This window comes from Echinicola soli, assembly GCF_006575665.1.
Lineage (GTDB): Bacteria > Bacteroidota > Bacteroidia > Cytophagales > Cyclobacteriaceae > Echinicola > Echinicola soli.
The window spans coordinates 1,735,268-1,761,408 of the sequence record NZ_CP041253.1 but is presented as its reverse complement, the minus strand read 5'-3'; the positions used below and the strand labels follow the sequence as shown (position 1 = coordinate 1,761,408).

The window sequence follows — 26,141 nt, the reverse complement described above, 5'->3', positions numbered from 1 at the left end:
AAGCCACTAAGATATTTAGTTAACTGAAAAATATTGCTTTTGCCATGGTAAAATATCTTTATTTCATCTCTGCTATCTTCGCTCCTTCATTCAGGTAGGGGACAATGCTATTAACCTAAACTCGACTTAAAATACCGTCTACCTACAATGGTCAGAACAAGCTCCATGCTAACCGTACCGGGGCACAGCCCTCGGTACAATGTTGTCTCAATACTCATGTCTCAAGTCTCACATCTCAATACTTACGTCTAGATACCAGCCACTTACTACTTAAATCCCCTATGCCAGCAGGGCCTCAATATCCTCTTTCTCCAAGCTCTTCATGAAGCTTTCCTCAGTACTGATAAGTTCATCGGCTAGGGCCATTTTACGTTCCTGAAGGGCCATGATTTTCTCTTCCACGGTATTATGTGTTATGAACTTGTAAATCATCACCTTATTCTCCTGTCCAATTCGGTGCGCCCTATCGATCGCCTGTGCTTCTACCGCAGGATTCCACCATGGGTCTAGCAAGAAAACATATTCTGCCTTGGTCAGATTGAGGCCTACGCCTCCTGCCTTGAGGGAAATAAGAAAAATTTTCACCTTATCATCCTCCTGAAATTCCTTCACCTGCGCTTGACGGTCTTTAGTCGTTCCATCTAAATATGAGTAGGCAATACCACTTTCGTCCAAATGCTCTTTTACGATAGCCAGATGCTTCACAAATTGACTAAATACCAACACCTTATGTCCCTCTCTTGCGGTAGAATCCAGCATATGCACAATATCTTCCAGTTTGCCTGAATCCCCCGTGTAGGTAGTATCGGTCAATCTTGGGTGATTGGCAATCTGCCGGAGCTGAGTCAACCCTCTCAGGAGCGTAAAAGCCTGGCGCTTCATGCCCGGAATACTCATCTCCTTTACAATCTTCTCACGATAGTAGCTCTTCACTTCCTCATAAGCTTTCTCTTGCTCAGCAGTCATATTGGAATATTTTATATTCACTACTTTTTCAGGGAGGTCGGTCGCCACTTGGGTCTTCAGCCTTCGCAGGACAAAAGGCTTGATCATGGCGTGAAGCTTGGAGGCCTTGTCCATGTCATTTTTCTTTTCAATGGGCTGCAGGAACTGCTTTTTGAACATACCCTGTGTACCCAATAGCCCTTGATTAATGAAATTCATCTGCGACCAAAGGTCCATTGTGCCATTTTCCACCGGTGTACCCGTAAGGATCAATCGATGCCTGCACACCAGCTGGTTGACAGCCTTGGAGATAATGCTATTAGGGTTTTTGATAGCTTGGGATTCATCCAAGATAATATAATTGAAGAAAAAGTCCTTCAGAATATCCACATCCAACCGAGTGATTCCGTAGGAGGTCAACACCAAATCATATTTCGAAAACCTGCTGCTATCTTTGATCCGTTGTGATCCCGTATATACCAAGACCTTCAGATCAGGTGTAAACTTGCGTGCTTCCACTTCCCAGTTATAGATAAGCGAAGTAGGCATGACCAGCAGTGAGGTTGCGCCTTCCGTTCTTTTCTTTTCATAGGCCAACATCGCCAATGTTTGGACAGTCTTACCAAGCCCCATATCATCGGCCAAACATCCCCCAAAATTATATTCATTCAAAAACCGTAGCCAGTCATAGCCAGCCTTCTGATATGGGCGAAGTGTCCCCCTGAAGGTATCTGGAAGCTCATAAGACTCCATTTCAGAAAAGTCCTTCAGCTTTTCGAGTTTCCTGCTCAAGGTAAGGTGAATGAGATTTCCTTTTTGGAGTTCCTGGGCCAAGGCTATATGATGTTTTTTAAGCATCATCTTTTCATCCTTTTGTTCTCCTGCTTCGAGGAAGGAAAAAATCTCCGAATAGTTAACAAACCAACTATCTGGAATGACCGCTATTTCCCCATTGGGCAATTCAAATTCCGATTTACCCTTTACTAATAACTTTCTGATTTGCGCAAAAGGCACATCATAAGCACCAAAACTAATGATGGCATCCACGTCAAACCAGTCGATATTTTCTTTTATATCCACCTTAATGGATGCATTACCAATGAAATACTTCTTACCTTTTGAGCTTTGACTTTGGAGGACCTTCACCCCCATATCCTCTAGTGCCTCCCTATTTGAATTTAACCAATCAAAGGCCTTTGATTTGCCAAGCGAAAAACGGGAAGTACGGACGGGCAGGCCAAGGCCCTTTAAGTAGTCCCCGTAAGATTTTTCCTTTTCCAGGTCCCGGATGACTTTGTGGAAAATGTAATTGTCACCTTGTTGTTCCAACTCCACATTATTGGATTTTTTTTCTTCTGAACGAAAGGAATAGTCCCCATACTGAAAGCGCAGGTCAAAAACAATCTTATCCTCTCCCTCTTCCGCTTGGGCATTGCCAAATAAATCGGTTCCATTTCCATTTCCCGGCAAATCACTCAAGCTCAAAAGGGCTTCAGGATTGCTCCGCTGCACTTTGATATCGAAACCTTTGGCATAGACATCAAAAGAAGCCACCAACTGTGTGATAAACTTTTCGTAGTATGATTGTTCCACATTTTTTGGAATGACGATAAATTTCTTGTTCAAAAAAGGCTTCAGTTTTTTGCCGTCCACGCCTTTTTCGAAATTATACAAATTACCGTTTACTACCAGCCAGGCGGGTTCTTCGCAAAGAAGATAACCTCCTTTATATTGCCAATCCAACTTTTCTCCATCATGTTTGATCGTAGGAAAATAATGCGTATTCTCCTCGTTTCTACGAAAATGAAACAGCACCGAGGCCTTTTCTTTCATCACATTGATTTCCTTCCAGATCGGATTGCCGTCATTTCCCATTTCAAAAAGCCGCTTACCTATTATCCGCTCCAGTATCTTTGCCCTGATTCCCTCAAGCCTGATCTCGATCAATCGACGAATCTCCCTGTTGGCAGTAGTCTCACTATTGGTCTCAAAGACTTTCCTGAGAAACTCCTTTGGCTTTAGCTTTTTGCTATTGAATTTCTTTACAATAGCATCATGCTGCATGCTGTCCATCAATTCGATCAGTTCATAATCATTACTATCCAGCCCTGAAGCAAATTCCTTGGCATTTTGGGTAGCTATATTTTGATAGGCAAACGATAGCCTACCTTTCTCATCATGCTGAATTACGAAGGATTCAAAAAGGATTCCTAAATATTCATGACTAAAAAGAGAATATATAATTTCAAAAGACTTGTCCGGAGAAACTTTCATAATCTTTTCTACTAATCTATCGAGCCAAAACCACCCGGAGAGGTGTGATTTTTAAAATGTACTAGCTTGCAAAGTAAATAATTATTTCAACTTTTAATAGAAAAAAGAGATGAATTAAGGCAATAATCACCAATATAAATTTCCTTGTATACTCTACTAGTTAAAAAGAGCATCTCTTAGGTCAAACGGCCTCTTTACCTGATATTTAAGTCCTTTATCGCTTTCCCCATCCTGCAAAGACTTCGGAAAACTCCAATCCCTGATCTCAAAACATCTCCCCAACCATAGCTATTTTCTCTATGGCCCCTCCCTGCTGTCCATCTCTAAAGAAATTACCTAATGTGCGTACATATACGTATGTGAAAATACATTTTTTGTTAATTAAAGGTATAATTTTGTCATGTAGTCTTTGATCACCCAATCATTTCGATTACACATAATCAATAGGTAACAACGGACTCGGCATAAAAAAACCGAAACCTGCTTAAAAACCTATATTTAAATCAATATAAATGTATTTCAAATATATTTTTTTGTATTTTGATTAATTTATACAGATATTTGACTTAAAATCAAGCCCTTATGAAAACAACGTTAACACTTCTACTACTCGTCACTTCTCTTACGCTGCTTCAAGCACAATCTACATCAGGCAGCAGCACTAAAATACATCTGGGCAGCCAGCATTATACAAAAAACAATATGATGCCCAACCAGATCGTAGCTCATGACAAAAACGGCATCTTTGTAACCAAAATAAAACTTAGTGATGAATTGAGAGGAATGGAAGGATTTCCAATCCTGGAGTTTTACAATAATCAAATGGAGCTCAGAAGTTTTCGTCAGCTTCAAGTGATGGACACAAAAACACCTGTAAAATTTGAACGCATCCTACAAATAGGCAGCAAACTCTATTGTTTTTACAGCACCTCTATGGATAATAGCAATGTCCTGTTGGCGGATGAAATTGACAAATCCACCCTGACCCTTCGCCAATCACCTGCTGTATTACAACGTATTCCAGAAAGTGGAAAAGCTAAATTTGAACATCCCGCCTTCTATCTCAAACTCTCAGCGGGAGGCAATTTCCTTCTGAGCACATTTACACAGGCTGGGACTAAGAACACCCCAGACCAGCTTCATTTTGCGGTGTTGGATAAAAATCTAAGTCCACAATGGAAGCATCAACTGAAAGCATCTCAGGAGACTGGTTACTATCACATCATGAATTACCACTTATCCAGATCGGGTGATGTATTTATCCTGAAAAAGTACGCCGATAGTGAAAAAGCGCTGGAAAAATTTTGGGAGCCCAATTATCAATTCAGCATTACCTCCATCACCAACAGCGGAGCTACCATCGCTGAAGTATTCCCCAAAGTGGATGGAAAACACCTGACCAAAATGCAGATCGGGACGAATGAAAAATCACAACTTGTGTGTACCGGTTTTTTTACCACCACCGATGGTCAAACATCCGCCGGCAGTTATTTTCTCACCTTCGCGGGACCAAAAATGATCCAAAAAAGCTTTAAACCTTTTGCACCCATTCTATTGGCAGAAAATGATAAAGCCACCAAAGAAGAGAAGCAAGAAGGATTGTACGCCTACCGCCTGAATGACATCACCTTCCGTGGCGATGGAAGTGCCATTCTCATTGCAGAACAAGCCACCCAGACGGCAGGCTTTAATCCCCGCACCAACTATCGTACTGCCAAAACAGCATTTAACACCATCGCCGTGGTGAGCATTGCCCCTGATGGTGAAGTAATGTGGACCGAGCAAATCCGTAAAAACCAAGTATCCCCTGAAGGATACAGCTTTTTTTCATCCTACGCTACGGCTGTCCTGAACGACAAAGTCTACTTGGTATTTAATGACCACCCTGAAAATCTATGTGAAGGAGTTTGTGAGCCAGTACACTTTAATCCCAAAGCCACTCAAAAGGACGTTTTGATCGCCATGGTCGAGCTGGATTGGCATGGAAACATAAAGAAAGAATCACTGCCCTTCAGCCGTGACCCCCACATTCTCACGAAACCTTTGGCCTGCAAGCAAGTCTCCAACCATCAAATGGTGGTTTTGGGACAATACAACAAAGCTTACAGAATGGCAAGGCTGGATTTTGAAAAAACATTTAGTTATCAATAATCAGGAACACCCTTCATAACCTGAATTAACCAAAAAACACGTGAGCACCTCGGGATACAACAATCCTTTCCCGAGGTGCTCGCTTGTTCAGAAACTTAAGTTCAACCGTAAAATCAGGGTTGAAGCGGTGACTATGGATCAAGCGGAAAAGTTGGGGGGATTAGGATTGGTTTCGATAGCACGCAGATGATGCAGATTAATAAGATTCTCGCTGATTTTTTATAATAAACGCGATTTAAAATACCGTCATTGCGAATGCAGAGCAACGGAGTGAAGCAATCTCGTTTTCTTAATACGGGATTGCCACGTTCCCGATAGGTCGGGACAGGCTATACTTCCTCGCAATGACGGATTTATACTGATTTTATAATCTACACATTCCTATTGCTACATTAAAGAGAAATATGCTTACCAAAACCACCTGGAAATCTCTCATCTTCCAGAAATATTGCTTGGTCCTCAAAATGTGCTAAAGAGGAGGCAAGCGAAAAAGTTGAGGGCATGAATCCCTTTATTTTAATAGGATTTCTTTTTTGTTTTTTTGCCACAAAGATTCTAAGACCCAAAGCTGTTTGTTTTCCATGAAACTTGGAATCCGCCTACAAAACACTTCGTGTCTTGGCGACTTCGTGGCGACATACCAAATAAATATAAATCTTCTCCCGCCCCCAGAAATATTGCTTGATCCGTGACTATGACGGTGTTTTAAAACTTCCCCCTAAAAGGCTTACAAATGCTCTACTGTATTGACCTTTGCAGCGATGCTAGCTGGTCGGTAGGCGGCAAAAAATGTAATGACAATAAGACTAAGGCTCGTCCATAGAAAATCCGTCCAGATCATTTTGACAGGGTAACTGTCCACCACAGAACTCGCCACTCCAAGTGATACCAGCCCAAAACGATCCTGCAACCAACAAACCAAAAATCCCAACACTAGCCCTACGATCGCCCCAGAAAACGCTATAATAGCCCCTTGTTTGATATAAATGGAACGAATCAGCTTTTCAGTCGCTCCCATAGCGATCATGACAGCGATGTCCTTCTTCTTTTCGATGGCCAGCATGCTAAGGGAAAAGAATATATTAAATGAGGCCACGGCCAAAATAAAAGTCAGGGTGATAAATACGAATAATTTTTCAATCCTGATAGCCCTAAGCAATCCCGCATGCTGCTCGTCCGTATCCTTTACGGTAAAATCATCCCCAAGCAGTTCCCGCATTTTGGCCTTTACATGTGATACGGAAGCACCCGCAGCCACTTTCACTTCCAATGCGGTGCGCTTATTCCCATACCCCATGATATCCCTCGCAAAAGTCAAGGGCACTACCACATAATTATCATCAAATTTTTTCTCCAAAGCGAAAGTTCCCGCCAGCCCCAACCTACCGGAATTGTACATCTGTCTGGGGTCGATCGTTCCTGCCCTAGGTGCCTTGGGATAAAACATCCGCAGCTGTTCAAACTCATTTTTGGGATCCACCCCTAGCATAAAGCTGACACCTCTACCCATGATGGCCTTGGGCTGCTTTACATCTCCCAAGGTCATCTCGCCAGCAAAATACCCTTGGTCAAACCGCTCTTCATCCAAAAACTCATCGCTGACCCCTTTCATGGTCACCACCATTTGGTCTTCGCCATACTTCAGCAGGGCATTGTCTTCTATTACTTCTGTGATGGCCTCCACGCCCCCCAAAGCGTTTAAACTATCCAAAAAACCATCACTCACTTCAAAAGACTTACCCTTCACCAGCTCTACTTTCAGTGGCGCATCAAAAGAGGCATACAGCCCCCTGATCAAATCCTCCAATCCGTTAAACACGGAAAGCACGATCACCAGTGCCATGGTTCCCACCGCCACACCAATCATCGCTATCCTGGAGAGGATATTGATAAAATTCCGTTTCTTCTTACTTCTGAAATACCGGGATGCAATAAAAAAGGAAAGGTTCACTGAATGGTAATATCGAGGTTAAAGGTGAATAATTTAACGCTTATTTAAATAGGGCAAACTGGTCGGTGAGCAGTTACTCATTTTTTTATGATCGGAGGAAAGGCCCCATCATCTGGGATCAGCAAAAACTCATCCTCCATCCACAGTCCACCACTGACCTAAGATACTTCAATTTTGGGCTTGAAAAAAACGGTTTCTAAAAAACCATTCTTTAGTCATCTTCCTCCTCATCATCATCTGATGATTGGGGAATATCCAAATCTCCGATGACCTTGTCCATGTGCTGTGCATAGGCAGAAGAGTCATCCGGGTAAAAGACCAATTCAGGAACGCTCCTCACCGTCTTGCCAATCCTCTTGCCAAGGTGCTTTCTGATCTCCTTTTTGTGCTCATCGATTTTTTCTAACAACTCCTTGTTATTGGCCAATAAGAAACTTAGGTAGATTTTGGCCACTCCTAGATCCGGGCTCATCAGCACTCTGGTAACCGTGACCATGGCATTGCCCACCAATGGCCTGGATTCCCGCTGAAAGATATCTCCCAGTTCTTTTTGAATTAACTTTGAATACTTTTGTTGTCTCTTGCTTTCCATATTGAATAATTATCGGTACAAATTTAGTGATTTAATCGACTAACCTTTAATTTCGTACGTTCAGAATACATAACTATCAACAGATATTACCCTTGCTTAGTTTTTTCAAAATCAACGATCCGTTCAGAATCCTAGGTATCGCACTGCTTTTTATAGCACTCAGCCTTCCTTATGTGCTGATGAATATCCCGCTGCTAAGCCCTGAGCTTTCTTGGATGCTGGTAGGAGAACGTCTCGGAAACGGTCATTACCTGTACGTTGATATCGTAGATGACATTGGGCCGCTATCGGCCTATATCTATTGGTCAATCGATTTTCTGGTAGGTCGATCTTGGTGGATGTATAAGCTCTTGGCAGCATGTATTATCCTCTTTCAGATATACTATGTCAATCGCCTCTTTATCCTGTACAAAGCCTTTGACAATACTTCCTATGTTCCAGCCCTGGTCATGTTGGTACTTTTCCACTTCTCATTTGACCTGCTGACACTTTCCCCGGCACTGATGGGAACGACTTTCATCATACTTGCCCTGGGCCAGTTATTTTCCCAGACCCTGTTAAATGAGCAAAATACTGAATCCATTTTGCTTGTAGGTCTCTTTGGAGGCATTGCCGTATGCTTCCACTTTCCAATGATCGTGTTTTTGCCCTTCCTTTTGGTAGCCGGCATTACCGTCAGTGGCTTTAGCTTTAACCAACTTATCCTTTCCCTGGTAGGTTATTTCCAACCATTTGTGCTATGCTGCATCTATTTTTTCTGGATTGGTGGACTGCCTGAGTTTATCACGGAATTTGTTTTGGCTACGCGAATTACCAGCAGCTACCCACATGTGACCTATATCGACCTGCTGACATTGCTAGTCGCACCACTGCTGTTTGCCGTTATTGGCTATTTTGTGGGCACGGTCACGACCAGTATCACCGTCAATCAGCAAAAACAAAAACAGTTGATGCTGCTCTATACCATTTTCGCCATCTTTTCAGTCTTCATTGCCAACAGAAGGACTCCTTACCAAATGGTCATCATCTTGCCGGGACTGACCTACTTTATCGCACAGATATTTATCCATCTGACCAATAGAAAACAGCTGAGTTTCCTTTTTTACACTTTTATACTGCTCATCCCAGCGGTGGGTTACACATGGACCGTTTATAAAATCCAATCCAACAAGACATGGAATTACACCTTGGATGAAACCGTACAGCCGTACGCCAAAAGGATCGTTGTGCTTGGTGATGAGATAAGTGCATATCAACACGCTTCCCTTGCCAGCCCCTACCTTAATTACCGGCTTTCCAAACGTGTGCTCACAGATTACACAGACCACGAAAATATGGTCGAAGTTTATTTGAATTTTTTACGCGAGAAACCAACTGTTATTTATGATCAGGAAGGCCTGTTCGAGAAAATAATAGAACACATCCCCGCCTTGGGAGAGCTTTATCAAAAAGAGCAAAAAGGTGTATACCGATTGTCAAAAGAATAATCATTCGGATTAAGTGGCAACTTCGGCTTCAGATATAGGACCAAGCAATATTCCTGGGGGATGAGCGATTTCCTGGTGATTTTGGTAAGCATATTTCTCTTTAATGTAGCAATAGGAATGCATGCTCCAGTATAAAAAAATCAGCGAAAATCCTATTAATCAGCACCATCTGCGTGCTATCGAAACCAACCCTAATCCCCCAACTTTTCCGCTTGACCCCAGATACTACGATTGGCAAGAGTTAATCCCTACAAAAAAAGCGGCTAATTTCCCTTCACTGGAAACTGGCCGCTTTTAAGTTGTTTAATAAAATCATGCTATTTTAGCCTCGCCAATGGTGTCATGCCTCCCTTGGTCTTATCGTCAATATTCACCAATATCTCAGCATCCAAGGGCACAAACACATCGACCCTGGAACCAAACTTGATAAAGCCAAACTCTCCTCCTTGGACCAATGGATCACCCTCTTTCACATAGTACTTGATCCTTCTTGCCACCGCACCGGCAATTTGCCTTACCAATAATTGCACGCCTGTTTTAGTGTGTCTGATCACCATGGTAGACCGCTCGTTTTCATAGCTTGCCTTAGGATGCCAGGCCACCATGTATTTACCGGGATGGTATTTAAAGTACTCCACAATACCGCTTACAGGAGATCGATTAACATGGACATTTACAGGAGACATAAAGATGGAAATTTGCTTTCTCCGCTCTTTTAGGAATTCATCTTCCTGCGCTTCTTCGATCACCACTACCTTTCCATCCGCTGGAGCATAAACCAGTTGCTCATCTTCTGGCATCAGAATGGTAGGATTTCTGAAAAACTGCAGTACCAACAAATAAATAATGATACTGGCCAGTAAAATCAAGTTCAATACGGTGTCCTGCCCTGGCATTAATTGATGCGTCGCAAAGTTGACACCCGCGAGCACTACCAACATCCAGAACAATAATTTTCGTCCTTCTTTATGTATCGTCATCAGTATGGGGTTAATTCAATATAAATCAATGTTTTGAATTTAATTTTAGTTCCTTTATTACAAACAACCTTGCTGACCCAAATTAAATTCTGCTGCAATTTGCCAATATTTCTCGGTATGTTAAAGAAAAAAATGAATATACCTTCAGCACAGGGGAAGGCATTATTTCTGGGGACTGGGAAATTTTGGTCTAAATATTAAGCTTTTATAGGATAAAAGATTGGCCGAAAAGGCTCCAGGCCACTAAGTCTTTAATGCTCGATACTTCTAAAAACTAAAAGCCAAGCACCTCATGTCTTAGACACCGGTGGTGCTGCCTTTAACTATTATGGTTTTACGTTATTAGTAACCTCCGTTCGATTTAAAAACCGTCACTGCGAGCCTGTCTGCTCCAGGCAGGGCGTTGAGGAAGGTTGTAGACGGATGGACATCGAATTCATGGACTCAGGTTAGACGGTAAATACCAGAGTGCTGGTAACATGTCCCTATTGGGGGCGAAAATGTAAATGGCACCGGACATGAAAGTTCACCACCGGAGCCATTTGAATAATTTTTCACAATATATAATATAACCGATCAGGCCTGTTAGAATCCTCCCCTGAACTGGTACGTCTGCGCTACTTTATCGATGGCAACGATATAGGCAGCGATCCTCATTGGCACCTCATGCTTTACAGAAGTCTTATACACTTGGTCAAAGGCTTCTTTCATGATCCTATCTGACCTTCTGTTTACCCTTTCAGCGGTCCACTTATACCCGAGACGGTTTTGTACCCATTCGAAGTACGATACCGTCACCCCGCCAGCATTGGCCAGGATATCCGGCACCACCATGATGCCCTTTTCATTGATGATTTTGTCGGCGTTAAAGGAGGTCGGTCCATTGGCTCCTTCTACGATCAAACGTGCATTGATTTTGTCTACATTAGCTTTGGTGATCACGTCTTCCACAGCGGCAGGCACCAGTAGATCTACTTTTAATTCGAGCAACCCTAAGGGATCTGACAGTTTCTCAGCCCCGTCAAATCCTTCCAAAACCCCTTTATTGCCATCACGATAGGCAATAGCCTTTTGGATGTCAATACCGTTGGCATTATAATAAGCACCAGAAATATCCGAAACCGCCACGACCTTCAGCCCCCTTTCCTCCAGCAATGCCGAAGCCCAAGAACCTACGTTGCCAAAACCTTGGACCGCACAGGTTGCTTGGAACGGGTTGATCTTGAGTTTTTCCATGGCCGCCAGTGCGGACACCATCACGCCACGTCCCGTAGCTTCCGTTCTCCCCAGCGAGCCTCCCAAAACGAGTGGTTTGCCCGTCACGACGGCATTCACTGTGGTTCCTTTTGCCTTGGAGTATTCATCCATTAGCCAGGCCATTTCCCTGGGACCGGTCCCCATATCAGGTGCAGGGATGTCCTTGTCAGGACCAAAAACATCAATCATCGCAAGCGTATAGGCACGGACTAACCGTTCGATTTCACCTGGTGACATTTCTCTCGGATTGCAGCGCACACCGCCTTTTCCCCCACCGTAGGGAATATCCACCACCGCACACTTCCACGTCATCCATGCTGCCAGCGCCCTGACCTCATCGATATGCACGTCCGGAGCAAACCGAATTCCCCCTTTTGCCGGGCCCAAAATATTGGAATGTACCACACGAATACCTTCAAAAACTTTGATTTTGCCATTGTCCATAGTGATCGGAAGGGATACAATCACTTGTTTTGCGGGGTTTTTCAGCACATTATAGACCTCTTCAGAAAGCCCTAACTTCTCTGCTGCAATATTAAACCTCTCCATCATTGACTCCAATGGATTTTCTTTATCCTTAATCGGAGCCGGTTCGATATAAGCCATAATTGGGTTTTAGTTTATGTAGAGACTAAATTTGATATAATATTAGATACATTTTCAAAATAGAACTATATATTTTAAAATATTTTCAAAAATGCCGCGATAAAAGGAGCCGAAACTAACAATCCGTCAAAACGATCCATAAATCCTCCATGTCCGGGAAGCCCTCTTCCTGAGTCTTTGATAGCAATACTCCTCTTAAACAACGACTCAATCAGATCACCATATGTACCTGCGATAACAATAATGCCGCCTATGCAGAACCATTTCCACTGAGGGATTACCGCAAAGTTTAAACTGAGCAAGTAGGCTGTCACAATCGCAGCAGCAGCTCCTCCCAAACTGCCTTCCCAGGATTTCTTGGGGGACACTCTCTCAAACAACTTCGTTTTACCGAATTTTGTTCCAGCAAAATACGCACCACTATCACTGGCCCAAAGGATAAAAAGCGATCCCACGATTACTTCATAGTGGAAGGTTTTATCCACTGAAAACGCAGCTAAGTTCAATAAAGAAAAGGGCACTGCCACATAAAATATCCCCAAAAACGTGAACGCAATACCTGTAAATGGTTTTTTATCCGATTTACGATAGAGCTTGATAAAGAATATCAGTGATATCATGGGAAAGATAAGAAAATAATACTTATCATCCAGGTGCTGCATCTCCACAAAAAAAGTCATAACAAAAATCATAAAGCCCAAAAAAGTACCGAAAGACTTTAGGGGAAGCATCCCGTCCAGCCCACATAGTTTGTAAAATTCCAGCTGTGACAAAACCAGAATCGTTCCGAAAATCAAAAAGTAAGCCCACTCACTGTACATGCATCCTAAAACAATGACCGCTGCTCCCAGTAAGGCCGTGATGATACGCTGTCCCAGTTCACTATAATTGGAAATATTAAAACGATATCTCATTCTTGATTAAATTAGCAGCCTCAAAGGCCTTCTCAGAAGTTACCATCACATGATAACTCCCGTTGATTTGGTACACAGATTCCTTTTTATTCAGTACAATCGCGGTGATGTCATGTTCGCCAAGTACTCCCTTAACGATTTCGGCCCTGACGACCGACTCCGACTCAAAAACCTTCTGCCACTTCTCCATGTAAAGTTTTATTTTTATTTCCTTGTTGAACAAAAAGTCGCATGCAGGCGATAAAGACCATCAGCCCTAGCAGCACCGTATACCAGTTAACGCCCTCTGGGTCTTCTATGTTGAATTCCACCATCCCCAACTTGTTCAGGTAGACCATGACAATGGTGAATGTATTGTTCAGCACATGCCCCACTATGGGATAAATCAAACTTCCTGAGTACAGATACAAGTAGCCAAAAAGTGCTCCAAGAAGTAAACGAGGGAAAAATCCATAGAACTGAAAGTGAATCGCAGAAAAAACAAAAGCTGCCAGCCACACCCCTGCATGGGCATTGCCAAAATAACGGTGCAGTTTTGGCTGCAATATTCCTCTGAAGAAATATTCTTCCCCTATTCCTGCCAAAACACCGATTACCAGCACCCCTGCTAAGAACTCTCCTAAGGTCTGAAAATCGGTCAAAAACATGGTCATTTTCATTGCCTGATCTTCCATTTCACGGGCAAACGTTTCAAATCCCTCCATAAACGGCGGAAACTCCACATTCATGTTCCACTCGATCACTTTTGCATCAAATAACACGAAGCCAAACAGCAGCGGTATCAGGAGCAAAAGATAAGTGAACTTTACACGGGCAAATTGGTGTTTCCATCCAAGGCTGGCTTTTTCCACAATATGAGAAAACAACCATCCAGCAAGGAAAAAAGCCAGGCCTCCACCTAAGCCCTGAAGAAACAGCATGGCCATCCGGCCGTTAGGATGTTCCAGCTCTCCGGTAAACAAGGGCAGGATATCTTCATAGCTAATATTAAATAGAAAAGGGATAATTACCAATGCAATCCCTTGAGTCAGTGCAAGTGCGCCAAAAGTGATCAAAACAAGGACAACTAGAGACAATAACCAGTTGTGTTTTGCAGCAATTTGGCTTTGGGTTTTATAAATCTCCATAATTGGGGTAAATTTACAGGAAAATTATAAATCAATCGTGGTAAAAATAGGAAACTTAGCCTTGGGAGAATTTCCCTTACTGCTGGCACCGATGGAAGATGTCAGTGACCCACCATTCAGAGCGGTGTGTAAGGAAAATGGTGCGGATTTGATGTACACAGAGTTCATCAGCTCGGAAGGCCTGATCAGGGATGCGGCCAAAAGTGTCCAAAAGCTGGATATTTTTGAATACGAACGACCTATCGGCATTCAGATATTCGGAAATGAAATTGATTCCATGAGGGAAGCTGCCGCCATAGCCGAACAAGCCGGACCGGACATTCTGGACATCAATTACGGCTGCCCTGTCAATAAAGTAGCCTGCAAAGGTGCCGGTGCTGGCATTTTGCTTGACATTGATAAAATGGTGAGCATGACCGCCGAGATCGTCAAAGCCGTCAATATCCCCGTCACCGTAAAAACCCGCCTTGGATGGGACAATAACACCATCCGGATCGTAGAAGTCGTGGAAAGGCTTCAGGACGTAGGCATCCAGGCCATCAGCGTTCACGCACGTACCAGAAAGCAAATGTACAAAGGTGAAGCCGACTGGACTTACCTGGCCAAGATCAAGGAAAACCAAAGAATCCACATTCCATTGTTCGGCAATGGCGACATCGACAGTCCCGAAAGGGCATTGGAATACCGAAACCGCTTTGGCGTGGACGGCATGATGATTGGCCGTGCGGCAATTGGCTACCCATGGATTTTCAATGAAATCAAGCAATATTTCGAAACGGGAGAAAAACTTGCCGCACCAGGCCTGGAAGAACGCATCAATACTGCCAAAAAACACTTGGACTTTTCTGTCAAATGGAAAGGTGAAAAACTCGGTATCCTGGAAATGAGAAGACACTATACCAATTACTTCCGCGGCATGCCAAATTTCAAACCCTACCGCACCAAAATGGTCACGGCGGACACCTATGCTGAAGTCTCTTCGCTCCTGGATCAAGTCGCAGTGGACTTTGCCGATTACCAGTTTGTTACTCAAGGCTAAGGAGAGGCTTAGATATGAGACGTTAGACTTGAGATGGGAGACTTGAAATTTGGAATCCTCCTACAAAACACTTCCTGTCTTGGCTACTTTGTGGCGACATACCAAACGAATGGAAACCTTCCCCGGCCCCAGAAATATGGATATGGCTTGGTCCGTTTGTAATCCCAAAGGAGTAAACAACACCATTATATAAATAAGGGCTGCCTTCCCACTGGAAAGCAGCCCTTTCTATTAAATCTTGATGTCACGTTCTGAATTTACTTGACACTTTTTCTCTTACTTTTTTCTTCAAAAACCGTCACTTCGATCCTGCCTGGAGGAACGACGAAGCAGTCTCATCCCAAGAGAAGAAGATTGCTTCAATCCGTTTCTCTGCGTTCGCAATGACGTTTTACCGACACCATCATGAAACTCTTTGTTCTCTTGTTAATCTCTTCCGCCAAAGAAGATCATAGCATAGTAGGCCAACGTAGTCAAGGATGCCATCGCCGCTACCACATAGGTCATGGCTGCCCATTTAAGGGAGTCCTTCGACATCTCATATTCCGATGGCGTGACGATATTTCTTTCCTTCACCCAAGCCAAGGCTCTTCTACTCGCATCAAACTCCACGGGCAAGGTCACCAAGGTAAACAAGGTAATCACCCCATAGGAGCCTACCACAATCACTCCTACCATTTCCCACGGCAGGTTAAACAGTGCCAGTCCTCCAAACAAGGAAGCGATCAGCACAAAATTGAGGATTTTACCACTGATGTTCTGAATAGGCACCATCGCAGAGCGCAGGCCTAACCAAGCATACGACCGGGCATGCTGCACGGCGTGGCCACATTCGTGGGCTGCCACAGCAGTAGCCGCAGCATTTCTGCCATAATAAACATCTGGGCTGAGGTTCACCGTTTTGTTCTGAGGGTTATAGTGGTCGGTCAGCTTGCCTTCCACACAGTTTACCGCAACATTATGAATACCGTGGTCAGCCAGCATCAGCTCGGCTATTTCCTTTCCTGAAAGATTGGCCTCCAAGGCCGTCTGAGAGTACTTTTTAAATTTGTTCTTGAGCTTCCGACTAATCACAAAGCCCAAAATCCCAAATACAACGACAATTAGAATCAGTAACATATTTTTGTTTGTTTTAAACGCTTAATTATTACGCAAATGCTCCGCTTGTGGTTTTGCTATGACAGAAATTTTTGCCACTACCAGTAAGCTGATGACACCAGCCACCAGCACGATCAGCACTTGGGAGCTATGGACGATAATAGCAAATATTTTGCCCTCTTCTTCAGTCAGACCATATGTCATTAAAATAAAAGCTACTAAGGCATGAAAGGTCCCAATTCCACCCTGGACTGGTGCCACCATCCCAATACTCCCCATCACCATCACCATCAGCACAGCGGATGGAGACAAATTGGCAGTACTGGGCATCCCAATGGCAATAAAATACATCATGAGGAAATAAATTATCCAAATCCCGACTGAGGAAAGCCAGAAACCCAAGCGGTTTTTCATACGCTGTACACTCTTTAGCCCTCCTATAAGCTCACGCATAAAGTGATGAAACTTCTTTACCAATCCATGGTCACGATATCGATGGGACACCCAATAAAAAACGATTCCCAACAAAACCACACCACTGATCAACAAAGGCATATATTCCTGTAAGCCGGTTTTGATGGCTTCCAAGGACACCAGATCATTGGCCAATCCCACAAAAACTTCGCGTTCGAGGATAAAAGCCAAAAAAATAACCCCCAACATAAACAACAGGTCCACTGATCGCTCCAAAATCACCGTACCGAGCAATTTACTAACGGGAAGTTTTTCTGTCTTCTTAAGTACCCCGCACCGGGCTACTTCACCAGCACGAGGGATCAGCATATTGACAAGATAACCTATCATCAGGCCCCAAAAAGCCCTCGAAGTAGGGAGCCTCTCCTCCAGATCTGCATCAATGAGCAATTTCCACCGCCAGGCCCTCACGCCAAATCCCAGGATCGAAATGCCAATAGACATGCAGATCCAAAACAGTGAAGCCTGCTGAAGTGCTTCCAACAGGCTTTCCATTTTTACATCTTTATATAAGAACCAAAAAATCCAAATGGCCACCACCAGGGATATGACCACTTGGATCCATTGCTTTACTGTTAGTCTCAACTTAGATCAATTTATTGGAGTCATCCGGAAATATAACCACTGGCTTATACTTCTTCGCCTCTTCAAAGTCCATGGAAGCATAAGAAATAATGATCACCACGTCACCTACTTGCGCTTTTCTGGCTGCAGGACCATTCAGGCAGACCATACCGCTGCCGCGCTCACCTTTGATCACGTAAGTCTCCAGCCGCTCACCATTATTGACATTAACGATCTGCACTTTTTCGTTTTCAATCATGTTAGCTGCATCCATCAAATCCTCATCAATAGTGATACTTCCCACATAATGAAGTTCCGCTTGCGTAATCTTGACCCTGTGAATCTTTGATTTCAATAACTGAATTTGCATTGCTTTCTAAATTTGCCACAAATTTAAGGATTAAATTGGTAAGTTGTCGATCAACCTCACATCACCGACGTTAGCTGCGGTGCAGATGGAGTATTCTTGGGACTCGTTTTGTTGTGAAATATCTATCTCTGATACCAATTCAAGGCTTTTTGTCCTCACCAGCTCAAAGTATTCCAACTCCACTCCCTGCTCCAAATTAAATTTGTGTGATATTTTGTCCTGTACCTCAAACCACGGCTTGCCTGCTAAAAGTTCCTTTCGCGCCAGCACCAGGGATTCGAAAAGGATCAGGGCTCTTTTGCGGTCGGCCGATGTCAGCCTCCCATTACGGGAAGACATGGCCAATCCATCCGGTTCACGCGAAGTAGGCACCACCACCATCTCCACGTCAAAAGACAGATCATCCACCATTCTTCGGATAATGGCCACCTGTTGAAGGTCTTTTTGCCCAAAAAACGCCTTATCGGGACAGATGATATGAAACAACTTCGACACTACTACTCCTACCCCATTAAAATGTCCCGGCCTGAAAGCCCCTTCCAGGGTCCGTTCTAAATCCCCAAAATCAAATGTCAATGCAGAGGGCCGTGGATACATCTCCTCCACTTCAGGAAGAAACACATAATCAACCTCCTCTTTCTCCAACAAGGCCAAATCCCCTGTTACCCTTCTGGGGTATTTTTCCAAATCCTCTGGATTATTGAATTGGGTGGGATTGACAAATATGGAAACCACTACTACATCAGTCATATTTTTGGCATTTTTCACCAAATTTAAGTGACCATCATGTAGCGCTCCCATCGTCGGCACCAGGCCAACCGTCTGGGCTGCCTTTCGATAACCATTTAACTGTTGTTTTACCTCTTGCTTGGTCTTTAGAATTTTCACGACTATACATTTACACTTAGCAAAATAGGAGCAAAAGTAAATTATTCTAGACAATATCAACGGGTTTTTGTATTTTTTTTTGTATCTTTGTAGTCCCGTATTATCCCTCAACAAAAAAAACAAGATATGTCCAAACTTCGTATTCTCTACGTAGCAAGTGAAATCAATCCATTTCTTCAAACCTCAGAGGTAGCTAACTTCGTTAGGGCTTTGCCACAGGCAATGCAGGAAAAAGGAATGGAAATCCGTATTCTTGTTCCGAGATTTGGTTTGATCAACGAAAGAAAGAACAGGTTGCATGAAGTAGTAAGGCTTTCAGGAATCAACATTTCTGTAGGGGAAGAGGAGAAACCATTGATCATTAAGGTCGCTTCCATTCCTAACGCAAAGCTTCAGGTATATTTTATTGATAACGAAGACTATTTCCAGCGTAAAAGCGTTTTCCATGATAAGCAGGAAAAATTCTATGAAGACAATGACGAAAGGGCCATTTTCTTCTGCAAAGGCGTTATCGAAACGGTCAAAAAACTGGGATGGGCACCTGACATTGTTCACTGCAATGACTGGATGACCAGCTTGATTCCTTTGTACCTGAAAACCACTTACAAAAATGAACCGTTATTTAAAAACACAAAATCAGTGTTCACTATTTATAATAACGGATTTAATCATAAATTTGATGATGATTTGTTGGAGAAGGTCAAAATGGTCGACATTGATGACAGCATATTGGCCCCATTGAAGTCAAAAGACTATGAAGGCTTCTTGAAAATCGGTATGGAATATGCCGACGTGGTGATCAAAGGTGACCAAATCTCCGAAAGTCTGAACAAAATTATTGAAGAGTGCTCTAAAGACAAAAAGTGTGATATTAACAACGAAGACGAAGAAGAACAACTTTTTGAAAGTTATTACAACATCTATACAGACCTGGCAGGCTAAGCTCGCCGGACTGTTATTACTTTCTACGCCATTGATCAATGCATGTACCGATCCATCTGATATCGGATTGGCTCTTGATCCAGAAGCAAACAGAATTGGGGTTTTCTATGCAGAAATACCCCTTTCTGCTTATTTGGTATCTACTGATTCACTCAATACCACTAATCCGGGAACACTCGTAGCAGGTGGTGACATCAGTGATTACTTTGGCGAAACGGAGGCAACCGCCTATAGTAGAATGGCCTTCAGCACATCCGCCACAAAACCAGAAAGTGATGCCATCTTGGATTCTGCCAAGTTTAGCCTGGACATCAGATCGCTCACAGCTGAAGACCTGGACGAAGCCAAAAGCTTCTCCGCCCACAAGCTGACAGAACCAATTCTGGATACTACCTATTATAATTTTGACCATTTGGCATTTGGGGAAACTCCTTTCGCGGCTGGTTCATTTATGCTTGAGGAGAATTCAGACACCATCGTATTCATGAACTTGGATGAGACATTGGCCACGGACCTGTTTACCAAGATCAAAGATGAAGACCCGGTATTTGACGATATCTTTTCGTTCAGGGACTATTTCCCGGGTTTTGCCCTGAAAGGATCTCCAGCACAACAAACAACCATCCATGTAACCCCTGGGACAGATACTGGCTTCAAACTGTATTACAGAAACAGTGAAGAAGACACTGTATCCAGTGTTTACACCATTTTCACCAGCTCTTCAAGGCATTTTAATGGTGTCACCAATAACCCAACGGGTACACCAACCGAAATCGTGACGGAAAAAAACAAGGCTTACGATGTAGGCACTCTGGTGGGAAGCAAAGCATTGCTTGGACATATGGTAAAGCTGGACATGGAGCCCTTGTCCAACTTCCTGGACACTGTGGATAATGTAGTCTTCAACAGCGCCATCCTCTCCATGGGACCGACAGAAAACTTCCCGGACAGTAAACTGCCCATCCAAGGGCTCATTCAGTACTTTACGGATGATACCAATAAAATTCTTCGACGAGAAGAAGATGGTGCCCCTTACAGTATTCAATTAGGCATTGCACCTCAAACTACCACTGACGAGAATGGAAATGTAGTCCCTGCGGTCACATCTGGCGGCACCAATCCGCTTGCCTTTAATACGGAAGATTACATCTATGGCCCACCGCCTCTTCCCCGTAGTGGTATCACTGATTATGTCGATGCGCTATACAGAACTGATGTGATGCGGACGGACTTACTGCTTTATCCTGGGACAGTTAGCTTATCTGGAAGCAATGTGGTTACCAACAGTAACTTCACGAGGTCTCTCCGAGAATACATCGTCAACCAAAACTCGATAACACTCAAAATCTATTATTCTAAACTTAGATAATCGATCATGATATAATTTAAAATTAAATTCGGACCCTAATAAGTAATTTTTATGTGTGGAATTGTTGCCTATGTTGGCAAGCAGGAAGCCCTGCCTGTCATCATAAAAGGCCTAAAACGCCTCGAATACCGAGGCTATGACAGTGCCGGTGTGGCCTTACTGAATGACACCGGACTCAATGTTTACAAGAAGAAAGGGAAAGTTTCCGAGTTGGAAAACTTCATCGAAAGCAACCCTAACCTTCACTCTCACATCGGGATAGGACACACCCGATGGGCCACCCATGGCGAACCCAATGATGTCAATGCCCACCCGCATTACTCCTCATCGGAAAAATTCGCCATGATCCATAACGGCATCATCGAAAATTACGAAGTCCTTAAAACCGACCTTATCAATAAAGGATACACCTTCCACAGTGATACTGACTCGGAAGTGTTTATCAATTTTATTGAGGATATCCATCAAAACAACAACTGTAGCCTGGAAGAGGCCGTGAGACTGGCTCTTCATAAGATTGTAGGGGCATATGCCATTGTTTTGATGAACAAAGAGGAACCTGACACCTTGATTGCTGCCAGAAAAGGGTCTCCACTGGTCATCGGTGTAGGTGAAGACGAGTTTTTCCTGGCTTCTGATGCCACGCCAATCGTGGAATACACCAATCAAGTGGTCTACTTGGACGATTATGAAATTGCGGTCATCCGTGACGCCAAGCTGCAGATCAAAACGATCGAAAACATCGAAACCCACCCTTATATCAACAAACTGGACATGGAGCTGGAAGCTATCGAAAAAGGTGGCTACGAACACTTCATGCTCAAGGAGATCAATGAGCAGCCACGATCCATTGCAGACTGTATGCGGGGAAGGCTGGACTCCAGGGCTGGCCGACTGATTCTCGGCGGCTTAAGGGATTATATGAACAAGTTCCAAAATGCCGACCGGATCATCATCACGGCTTGTGGTACCAGCTGGCATGCAGGATTGGTGGCAGAATACCTCTTTGAGGAATTTGCCCGTGTCCCTGTGGAAGTAGAATACGCTTCGGAATTCCGATACAGAAATCCGGTGATCAACAGCCGTGACTTTGTCATTGCCATCTCCCAATCAGGAGAAACGGCAGATACACTGGCGGCCATCGAGCTGGCCAAGCAAAAAGGAGCAACGATCTTTGGGGTGTGTAATGTAGTGGGCTCATCTATTGCCCGCTCGACTCATGCCGGTTCCTACACCCATGCAGGTCCTGAAATCGGCGTGGCATCTACCAAAGCCTTTACTGCACAGATTTCTGTGCTCTCGATGATGGCACTGATGCTCGGCTATCAGCGTGGCACACTTCCTGAAAGCAAGTACATGGAGCTTCTCAGTGAACTGGAAGCCATCCCTGCAAAAGTCGAAAAAGCCCTGAAGCTCAATGAGCAAATAGAACGGATCGCCGCACAGTACAAAGACGCCAGGAACTTCCTTTACCTGGGAAGGGGCTATAACTTCCCGGTGGCACTGGAAGGGGCGCTAAAGCTGAAAGAAATCTCTTATATCCATGCGGAAGGCTATCCTGCAGCGGAAATGAAGCACGGCCCTATCGCCCTGATCGATGAGGAAATGCCCGTGGTATTTATCGCCACACAGGACAGTTCTTATGAAAAGGTGGTGAGCAATATCCAGGAGGTAAAAGCCCGTAAAGGAAAGATCATCGCGGTGGTCACGGAAGGAGACCAATCAGTGAAGAAAATGGCCGATCACGTTATCGAAATCCCAAGGGCCCATGAAGCCTTTGTCCCGCTGATCTCCGTGGTTCCGCTTCAGCAGCTTTCCTATCACATTGCTGTGATGCGCGGCTGCAATGTGGACCAGCCAAGAAACTTGGCCAAATCAGTTACGGTGGAATAAAGCATAGAAACTTATTTATCGTTAAAAGCAGGCTGTGGGCATTCGTTCACAGCCTGCTTTGTTTAATGCATAATTCGGTCTCAATGCCGTTTAGTTAACGGATGTCCCCGACAGTCATGCGGGGCAGGCTATCCTGACGACAGAGCCTGTTCCTACAGATCGGGAAAGGATCTTTTCAATCATTGTGGTATGAGCGAGATTCCCTCGCCGCGGCGAGATGACAGCTTTGTCACGGTCTGCTCTTAGCTAAACAGCATTGAATCCGGGTTTAGCGGCATATTGATCCAATACAACTCCATCAGGAAAGCAAAAAAACTTTCTTTAGGCTGCAACTATCCATTTCAATGAAGTGTTATGGAGAAACTTGACTTTTGGCAGATTTTCAACCTGAAAAACTCAACCCTATATGACATCAAACACTACTGAAAACCAACCGTTAAGAAGTTGGCTGCTTTTAGGTTTTCTTTCACTGGTTTGGGGAAGCTCGTTTATTCTGATCAAAAAGGGATTAATGGTGTTTTCCCCAGGTGAAGTGGGCGCCTACCGCATTGTGTCGGCCGCTACTGTATTGCTCCCACTTTCCCTGCCGAGGATCCTCAAGCTGAGCAGGAAGCAAATCGGTAATCTCATGGTAGTGGGCCTGGTAGGTAGTTTTCTACCTGCATTTCTCTTCGCGAAGGCACAGACCCAGCTCAGCAGCTCCATCACCGGAGTCCTCAATGCCCTCACTCCTCTTTTTGTAGTTGTTATAGGGGCATTGTTCTTTAGAGCAAAGATAACCGTCAGAAATGGCCTTGGCTTGCTCATTGCCTTCATCGGTGTCATCATTCTCATCAGTGTCAAAGAAGGCAGCAGCATCACTAGTTTCTCCGCTATCAATGCCTATGCACTATTGGTCATTTTAGCAACCATATGCTATGGTATCAATCTGAACATTATCAAGCATTGGTTTGAAGCACTGAAGCCCGTGGAAATCACAGCTATTTCGTTGTTGTTAGCACTTCCTGTGGCCTTAGCTTACCTTCTCTTTCAGACCGATTTCACACATACGCTGGTCCATGGAGAAGGCGCACCACTGGCAGCAGGTTATCTGACCATTCTCGGAGTCCTGGGAACGGCCGTCTCCCTGATCCTGTTCAATGGCCTTGTCAAAATTGCCAGCCCTGTATTTGCCAGCACGGTCACCTACCTGATCCCCATCGTGGCCATTGCTTGGGGCGTATTGGATGGGGAGATGTTTCTCCCCGGGCATTTCATTGGCATGATAGCAGTCATTGCCGGTGTGTGGATCGGCAATAAAAAACCAAAAAAGAAACGGCTGGTCGCTACGGGTTAATCCACTTAGAAAAAGGAACTGATGATGATCGATTTTGTTATAAGCCCGGTTTATCATTCGCTGGAAAAAACCCTGTACTTGATACTAATTACTTCCCCTTCAACTTATTTCTCCAAGCATAGGCCAGCATAGGTAATTGCGCATAGCTTTTCACACCTGCTTTGACGCCTTGGGCTTTTAAAAAAAGGTCATTTGACCGTCTACTCAGCTCCAGCGAAAAGGCCTTGATTTGCCGGTGGTTTTCCGAAATATCGATCAAGTCATTTCTTAGTCCCTTATCCATCGTGGTCAAAAACTGCCGATATCCAGCAGGGTCCAAGCGGTACAGGTCATTCAGCTGATAGCTCAACAGCCTCAAGTGTCCCGAATATTGCAAAAGCGGATTGTCACTATGGCTACAAATCACCCAGCCGATAAAATTAGCCTCGCCCTCATTGGTAACACCATAGCTATGGGCCATTTCATGTGCAATCGTAAAAGGCTTTTCCAACGGGTGTAAAGTAGGGTCAATATAACTTTCCCCCACAAAAGGAAAGTAAATGCCCAAAATCCCAAGCTTCCTCAGCAGTCCGCCAGGATAAAGCTCCTTAGTCCTTGGATGACCTGTAAAATTAAGCCCCATCATATATAGGTTTTCACGGATATTGGCCCGCACCACATTTTCCAGTTCATCATACGGCAAGGTTTTCCCTATCGCCAAAGTATCATCGGAAATATTAGGACGAATCTGATGGAGCAAATCCCGGGTCAGCACCAATTCATTTACCAAGGTCTCTTTTTCTAAGGCCACTGGTTTAAGGCCCAACTGCTGAAAAATAGGCACCCGCTGATAATTAAATCCCCAGAGTACCAAAAAGAAAAAGACCAGAAAACCAGCAAAATTCAGCACACATCGACCACTGAACAACAATTTACCCTTCCATCCCTCACGTTTTCCCACCTTCCAAATGAACAGCCCCAACGACGCCAATACGCCCAAAAAGAAAAGGTAAACGGTTGGAAAAGGCAAACGGGAAATAGAAATATCTATGATATTACGAATAGCTGGGAAAAATTCACGAGAATAGATGCGCTCTGTTGCCTCGGGAAACCGGACTGCAAAATAACGAATGACAAGGCATAACACTCCCAAAATCACCCAAGTCCAGTTTTTCTTCAACATACGTTACCAAAAGTTATTTATAAGCTATTAGCAAAAAAAAGGCCATCCACTATTGTGAATGACCTGAACTATATATTTATTTCTTTAAATTCCCTCTGCCTCCACAGTCTTCACATCATCGGGAAGCATCCTGGTAAGTAGGTTTTCGATTCCCGCCTTTAGGGTCACGGTACTCGAAGGACATCCCGAGCAGGCCCCTTGCAAAAGCACCTTTACCTCTCCATCTTGGAAACTATGGAAAATAATGGCTCCACCATCCTGCTCTACAGCCGGACGAATATACTCATCAAGGATGCCCTTTATTTTTTTGACTACTTCACTATCGTTCTCATCAAACAAGGGATCCTTGTCCAGCACCACATCAATGGCCGGCTTACCGGACTCCAGATATTGTCTGATGTGGTCGCGGATAAAGTCCTGTACTTCCGGCCACTCCACATCGTTCTTTTTGGTCACCGTCACAAAATTGGACGTGATAAAAACCCGCTCCACAGTGGCAAAATTAAACAGCTCTTTTGCTAACTGGGAATTCTCTGTGCTCTTTTCATCCGGATAGTCAAAACTCACCCCCTCGTCCGTCAACATGAAGTTTACCACAAACTTCAGCGAATTCGGATTGGGATTTGCTTCCAGATAGATATGTACTGGCTTTTTCTGCGCTTGTAACATGATTATTATTTTTAGCTTTCTTGCGAAATTCTTATTGTTTCAAATTGGCCATC

At 44.0% G+C, this 26,141-nt stretch carries 21 protein-coding genes; 7 read left to right on the top strand and 14 right to left on the bottom strand.

Annotation, left to right across the window (positions count from 1 at the left end; translation table 11 throughout):
• Positions 1 to 279 precede the first annotated feature (279 nt).
• Entirely contained in the window at positions 280 to 3,219 is a 2,940-nt protein-coding gene (locus FKX85_RS07350; RefSeq protein WP_141614114.1) for a DEAD/DEAH box helicase, read from the bottom strand.
• Positions 3,220 to 3,801: 582 nt separating this feature from the next.
• Here FKX85_RS07350 and FKX85_RS07345 point away from each other — a divergent pair.
• The gene (locus FKX85_RS07345) at positions 3,802 to 5,370 is read left to right on the top strand and encodes a hypothetical protein (protein ID WP_141614113.1); all 1,569 of its coding nucleotides are present in this window, start codon (positions 3,802 to 3,804) and stop codon (positions 5,368 to 5,370) included.
• A 727-nt stretch (positions 5,371 to 6,097) separates the two neighbouring features.
• Here FKX85_RS07345 and FKX85_RS07340 read toward each other — a convergent pair.
• Together FKX85_RS07340 and rbfA are read right to left on the bottom strand one after the other, a co-directional pair.
• Positions 6,098 to 7,321 (bottom strand): FtsX-like permease family protein, encoded by a 1,224-nt coding sequence (locus tag FKX85_RS07340; protein ID WP_141614112.1) that lies wholly within the window; start codon positions 7,319 to 7,321, stop codon positions 6,098 to 6,100.
• Positions 7,322 to 7,532: 211 nt separating this feature from the next.
• A complete protein-coding gene (gene rbfA, locus FKX85_RS07335) occupies positions 7,533 to 7,913 on the bottom strand; it encodes a 30S ribosome-binding factor RbfA (RefSeq protein ID WP_141614111.1) in 381 nt (126 codons plus the stop codon).
• A 92-nt stretch (positions 7,914 to 8,005) separates the two neighbouring features.
• On the opposite strand from rbfA, the gene FKX85_RS07330 reads away from it, so the two are divergent.
• On the top strand, positions 8,006 to 9,400 hold the full coding sequence (locus tag FKX85_RS07330; protein WP_229239794.1) for a hypothetical protein: 1,395 nt from the start codon (positions 8,006 to 8,008) through the stop codon (positions 9,398 to 9,400).
• A 317-nt stretch (positions 9,401 to 9,717) separates the two neighbouring features.
• Here FKX85_RS07330 and FKX85_RS07325 read toward each other — a convergent pair whose 3' ends face one another.
• The 5 genes from FKX85_RS07325 to FKX85_RS07305 form a co-directional block, all read right to left on the bottom strand.
• The gene (locus tag FKX85_RS07325; protein WP_141614110.1) at positions 9,718 to 10,380 is read right to left on the bottom strand and encodes a phosphatidylserine decarboxylase family protein; all 663 of its coding nucleotides are present in this window, start codon (positions 10,378 to 10,380) and stop codon (positions 9,718 to 9,720) included.
• Between the two features lie 585 nt (positions 10,381 to 10,965).
• Positions 10,966 to 12,243 carry a Glu/Leu/Phe/Val family dehydrogenase gene (locus FKX85_RS07320; RefSeq protein WP_141614109.1) on the bottom strand — a complete coding sequence of 426 codons (1,278 nt, stop codon included), beginning with the start codon at positions 12,241 to 12,243 and terminating at the stop codon, positions 10,966 to 10,968.
• A gap of 74 nt (positions 12,244 to 12,317) precedes the next feature.
• Complete coding sequence (locus tag FKX85_RS07315) at positions 12,318 to 13,157, bottom strand: phosphatidate cytidylyltransferase (RefSeq protein ID WP_141614108.1); 840 nt, start codon at positions 13,155 to 13,157, stop codon at positions 12,318 to 12,320.
• Entirely contained in the window at positions 13,141 to 13,347 is a 207-nt protein-coding gene (locus FKX85_RS07310) for a putative signal transducing protein (protein WP_141614107.1), read from the bottom strand. The genes FKX85_RS07315 and FKX85_RS07310 overlap by 17 nt, the downstream gene beginning before the upstream one ends.
• Positions 13,322 to 14,284, bottom strand: a complete 963-nt coding sequence (locus FKX85_RS07305) for a CPBP family intramembrane glutamic endopeptidase (protein ID WP_141614106.1) — start codon at positions 14,282 to 14,284, stop codon at positions 13,322 to 13,324. Before FKX85_RS07305 ends, FKX85_RS07310 begins: the two co-directional genes overlap by 26 nt.
• A gap of 37 nt (positions 14,285 to 14,321) precedes the next feature.
• Between FKX85_RS07305 and dusB the strand changes: the two genes are divergently transcribed.
• The gene (gene dusB / locus FKX85_RS07300) at positions 14,322 to 15,323 is read left to right on the top strand and encodes a tRNA dihydrouridine synthase DusB (RefSeq protein ID WP_141614105.1); all 1,002 of its coding nucleotides are present in this window, start codon (positions 14,322 to 14,324) and stop codon (positions 15,321 to 15,323) included.
• Positions 15,324 to 15,749: 426 nt separating this feature from the next.
• On the opposite strand, the gene FKX85_RS07295 is transcribed toward dusB, so the two are convergent.
• From FKX85_RS07295 to panC, 4 genes are read right to left on the bottom strand one after another with little or no spacing between them, the layout of a single operon-like run.
• A complete protein-coding gene (locus FKX85_RS07295; protein ID WP_141614104.1) occupies positions 15,750 to 16,442 on the bottom strand; it encodes a zinc metallopeptidase in 693 nt (230 codons plus the stop codon).
• A 21-nt stretch (positions 16,443 to 16,463) separates the two neighbouring features.
• The gene (locus FKX85_RS07290) at positions 16,464 to 17,480 is read right to left on the bottom strand and encodes a lysylphosphatidylglycerol synthase transmembrane domain-containing protein (protein WP_141614103.1); all 1,017 of its coding nucleotides are present in this window, start codon (positions 17,478 to 17,480) and stop codon (positions 16,464 to 16,466) included.
• Between the two features lies 1 nt (position 17,481).
• On the bottom strand, positions 17,482 to 17,829 hold the full coding sequence (panD, locus tag FKX85_RS07285; protein ID WP_141614102.1) for an aspartate 1-decarboxylase: 348 nt from the start codon (positions 17,827 to 17,829) through the stop codon (positions 17,482 to 17,484).
• Between the two features lie 30 nt (positions 17,830 to 17,859).
• A complete protein-coding gene (gene panC / locus FKX85_RS07280) occupies positions 17,860 to 18,717 on the bottom strand; it encodes a pantoate--beta-alanine ligase (RefSeq protein ID WP_141614101.1) in 858 nt (285 codons plus the stop codon).
• 126 nt (positions 18,718 to 18,843) lie between these two features.
• Here panC and FKX85_RS07275 point away from each other — a divergent pair, with 126 nt between their 5' ends.
• From FKX85_RS07275 to FKX85_RS07260, 4 genes are all read left to right on the top strand, one after another.
• A complete protein-coding gene (locus tag FKX85_RS07275) occupies positions 18,844 to 19,659 on the top strand; it encodes a glycogen/starch synthase (protein WP_141614100.1) in 816 nt (271 codons plus the stop codon).
• On the top strand, positions 19,619 to 21,028 hold the full coding sequence (locus tag FKX85_RS07270) for a DUF4270 family protein (protein WP_141614099.1): 1,410 nt from the start codon (positions 19,619 to 19,621) through the stop codon (positions 21,026 to 21,028). The genes FKX85_RS07275 and FKX85_RS07270 overlap by 41 nt, the downstream gene beginning before the upstream one ends.
• A 51-nt stretch (positions 21,029 to 21,079) precedes the next feature.
• The gene (gene glmS / locus FKX85_RS07265) at positions 21,080 to 22,921 is read left to right on the top strand and encodes a glutamine--fructose-6-phosphate transaminase (isomerizing) (protein ID WP_141614098.1); all 1,842 of its coding nucleotides are present in this window, start codon (positions 21,080 to 21,082) and stop codon (positions 22,919 to 22,921) included.
• 406 nt (positions 22,922 to 23,327) lie between these two features.
• Positions 23,328 to 24,257, top strand: a complete 930-nt coding sequence (locus FKX85_RS07260) for a DMT family transporter (protein WP_141614097.1) — start codon at positions 23,328 to 23,330, stop codon at positions 24,255 to 24,257.
• Between the two features lie 88 nt (positions 24,258 to 24,345).
• Here FKX85_RS07260 and FKX85_RS07255 read toward each other — a convergent pair whose 3' ends face one another.
• Together FKX85_RS07255 and FKX85_RS07250 are read right to left on the bottom strand one after the other, a co-directional pair.
• Entirely contained in the window at positions 24,346 to 25,419 is a 1,074-nt protein-coding gene (locus FKX85_RS07255; protein ID WP_141614096.1) for a DUF3810 domain-containing protein, read from the bottom strand.
• An 84-nt stretch (positions 25,420 to 25,503) separates the two neighbouring features.
• On the bottom strand, positions 25,504 to 26,088 hold the full coding sequence (locus tag FKX85_RS07250; protein WP_141614095.1) for a NifU family protein: 585 nt from the start codon (positions 26,086 to 26,088) through the stop codon (positions 25,504 to 25,506).
• Between the last annotated feature and the right edge of the window lie 53 nt (positions 26,089 to 26,141).

Bases quoted from the DNA above. Each gene is read 5' to 3' on its own strand.
- FKX85_RS07275 (WP_141614100.1), top strand. From the start codon at position 18,844: ATGTCCAAACTTCGTATTCTCTACGTAGCAAGTGAAATCAATCCATTT.
- FKX85_RS07325 (WP_141614110.1), bottom strand. From the start codon at position 10,380: ATGACGATACATAAAGAAGGACGAAAATTATTGTTCTGGATGTTGGTA.
- FKX85_RS07260 (WP_141614097.1), top strand. From the start codon at position 23,328: ATGACATCAAACACTACTGAAAACCAACCGTTAAGAAGTTGGCTGCTT.
- rbfA (WP_141614111.1), bottom strand. From the start codon at position 7,913: ATGGAAAGCAAGAGACAACAAAAGTATTCAAAGTTAATTCAAAAAGAA.
- FKX85_RS07295 (WP_141614104.1), bottom strand. From the start codon at position 16,442: ATGTTACTGATTCTAATTGTCGTTGTATTTGGGATTTTGGGCTTTGTG.
- FKX85_RS07345 (WP_141614113.1), top strand. From the start codon at position 3,802: ATGAAAACAACGTTAACACTTCTACTACTCGTCACTTCTCTTACGCTG.
- FKX85_RS07350 (WP_141614114.1), bottom strand. From the start codon at position 3,219: ATGAAAGTTTCTCCGGACAAGTCTTTTGAAATTATATATTCTCTTTTT.
- FKX85_RS07315 (WP_141614108.1), bottom strand. From the start codon at position 13,157: ATGAGATATCGTTTTAATATTTCCAATTATAGTGAACTGGGACAGCGT.
- panD (WP_141614102.1), bottom strand. From the start codon at position 17,829: ATGCAAATTCAGTTATTGAAATCAAAGATTCACAGGGTCAAGATTACG.
- glmS (WP_141614098.1), top strand. From the start codon at position 21,080: ATGTGTGGAATTGTTGCCTATGTTGGCAAGCAGGAAGCCCTGCCTGTC.
- FKX85_RS07255 (WP_141614096.1), bottom strand. From the start codon at position 25,419: ATGTTGAAGAAAAACTGGACTTGGGTGATTTTGGGAGTGTTATGCCTT.
- FKX85_RS07320 (WP_141614109.1), bottom strand. From the start codon at position 12,243: ATGGCTTATATCGAACCGGCTCCGATTAAGGATAAAGAAAATCCATTG.
- FKX85_RS07310 (WP_141614107.1), bottom strand. From the start codon at position 13,347: ATGGAGAAGTGGCAGAAGGTTTTTGAGTCGGAGTCGGTCGTCAGGGCC.
- FKX85_RS07305 (WP_141614106.1), bottom strand. From the start codon at position 14,284: ATGGAGATTTATAAAACCCAAAGCCAAATTGCTGCAAAACACAACTGG.
- FKX85_RS07250 (WP_141614095.1), bottom strand. From the start codon at position 26,088: ATGTTACAAGCGCAGAAAAAGCCAGTACATATCTATCTGGAAGCAAAT.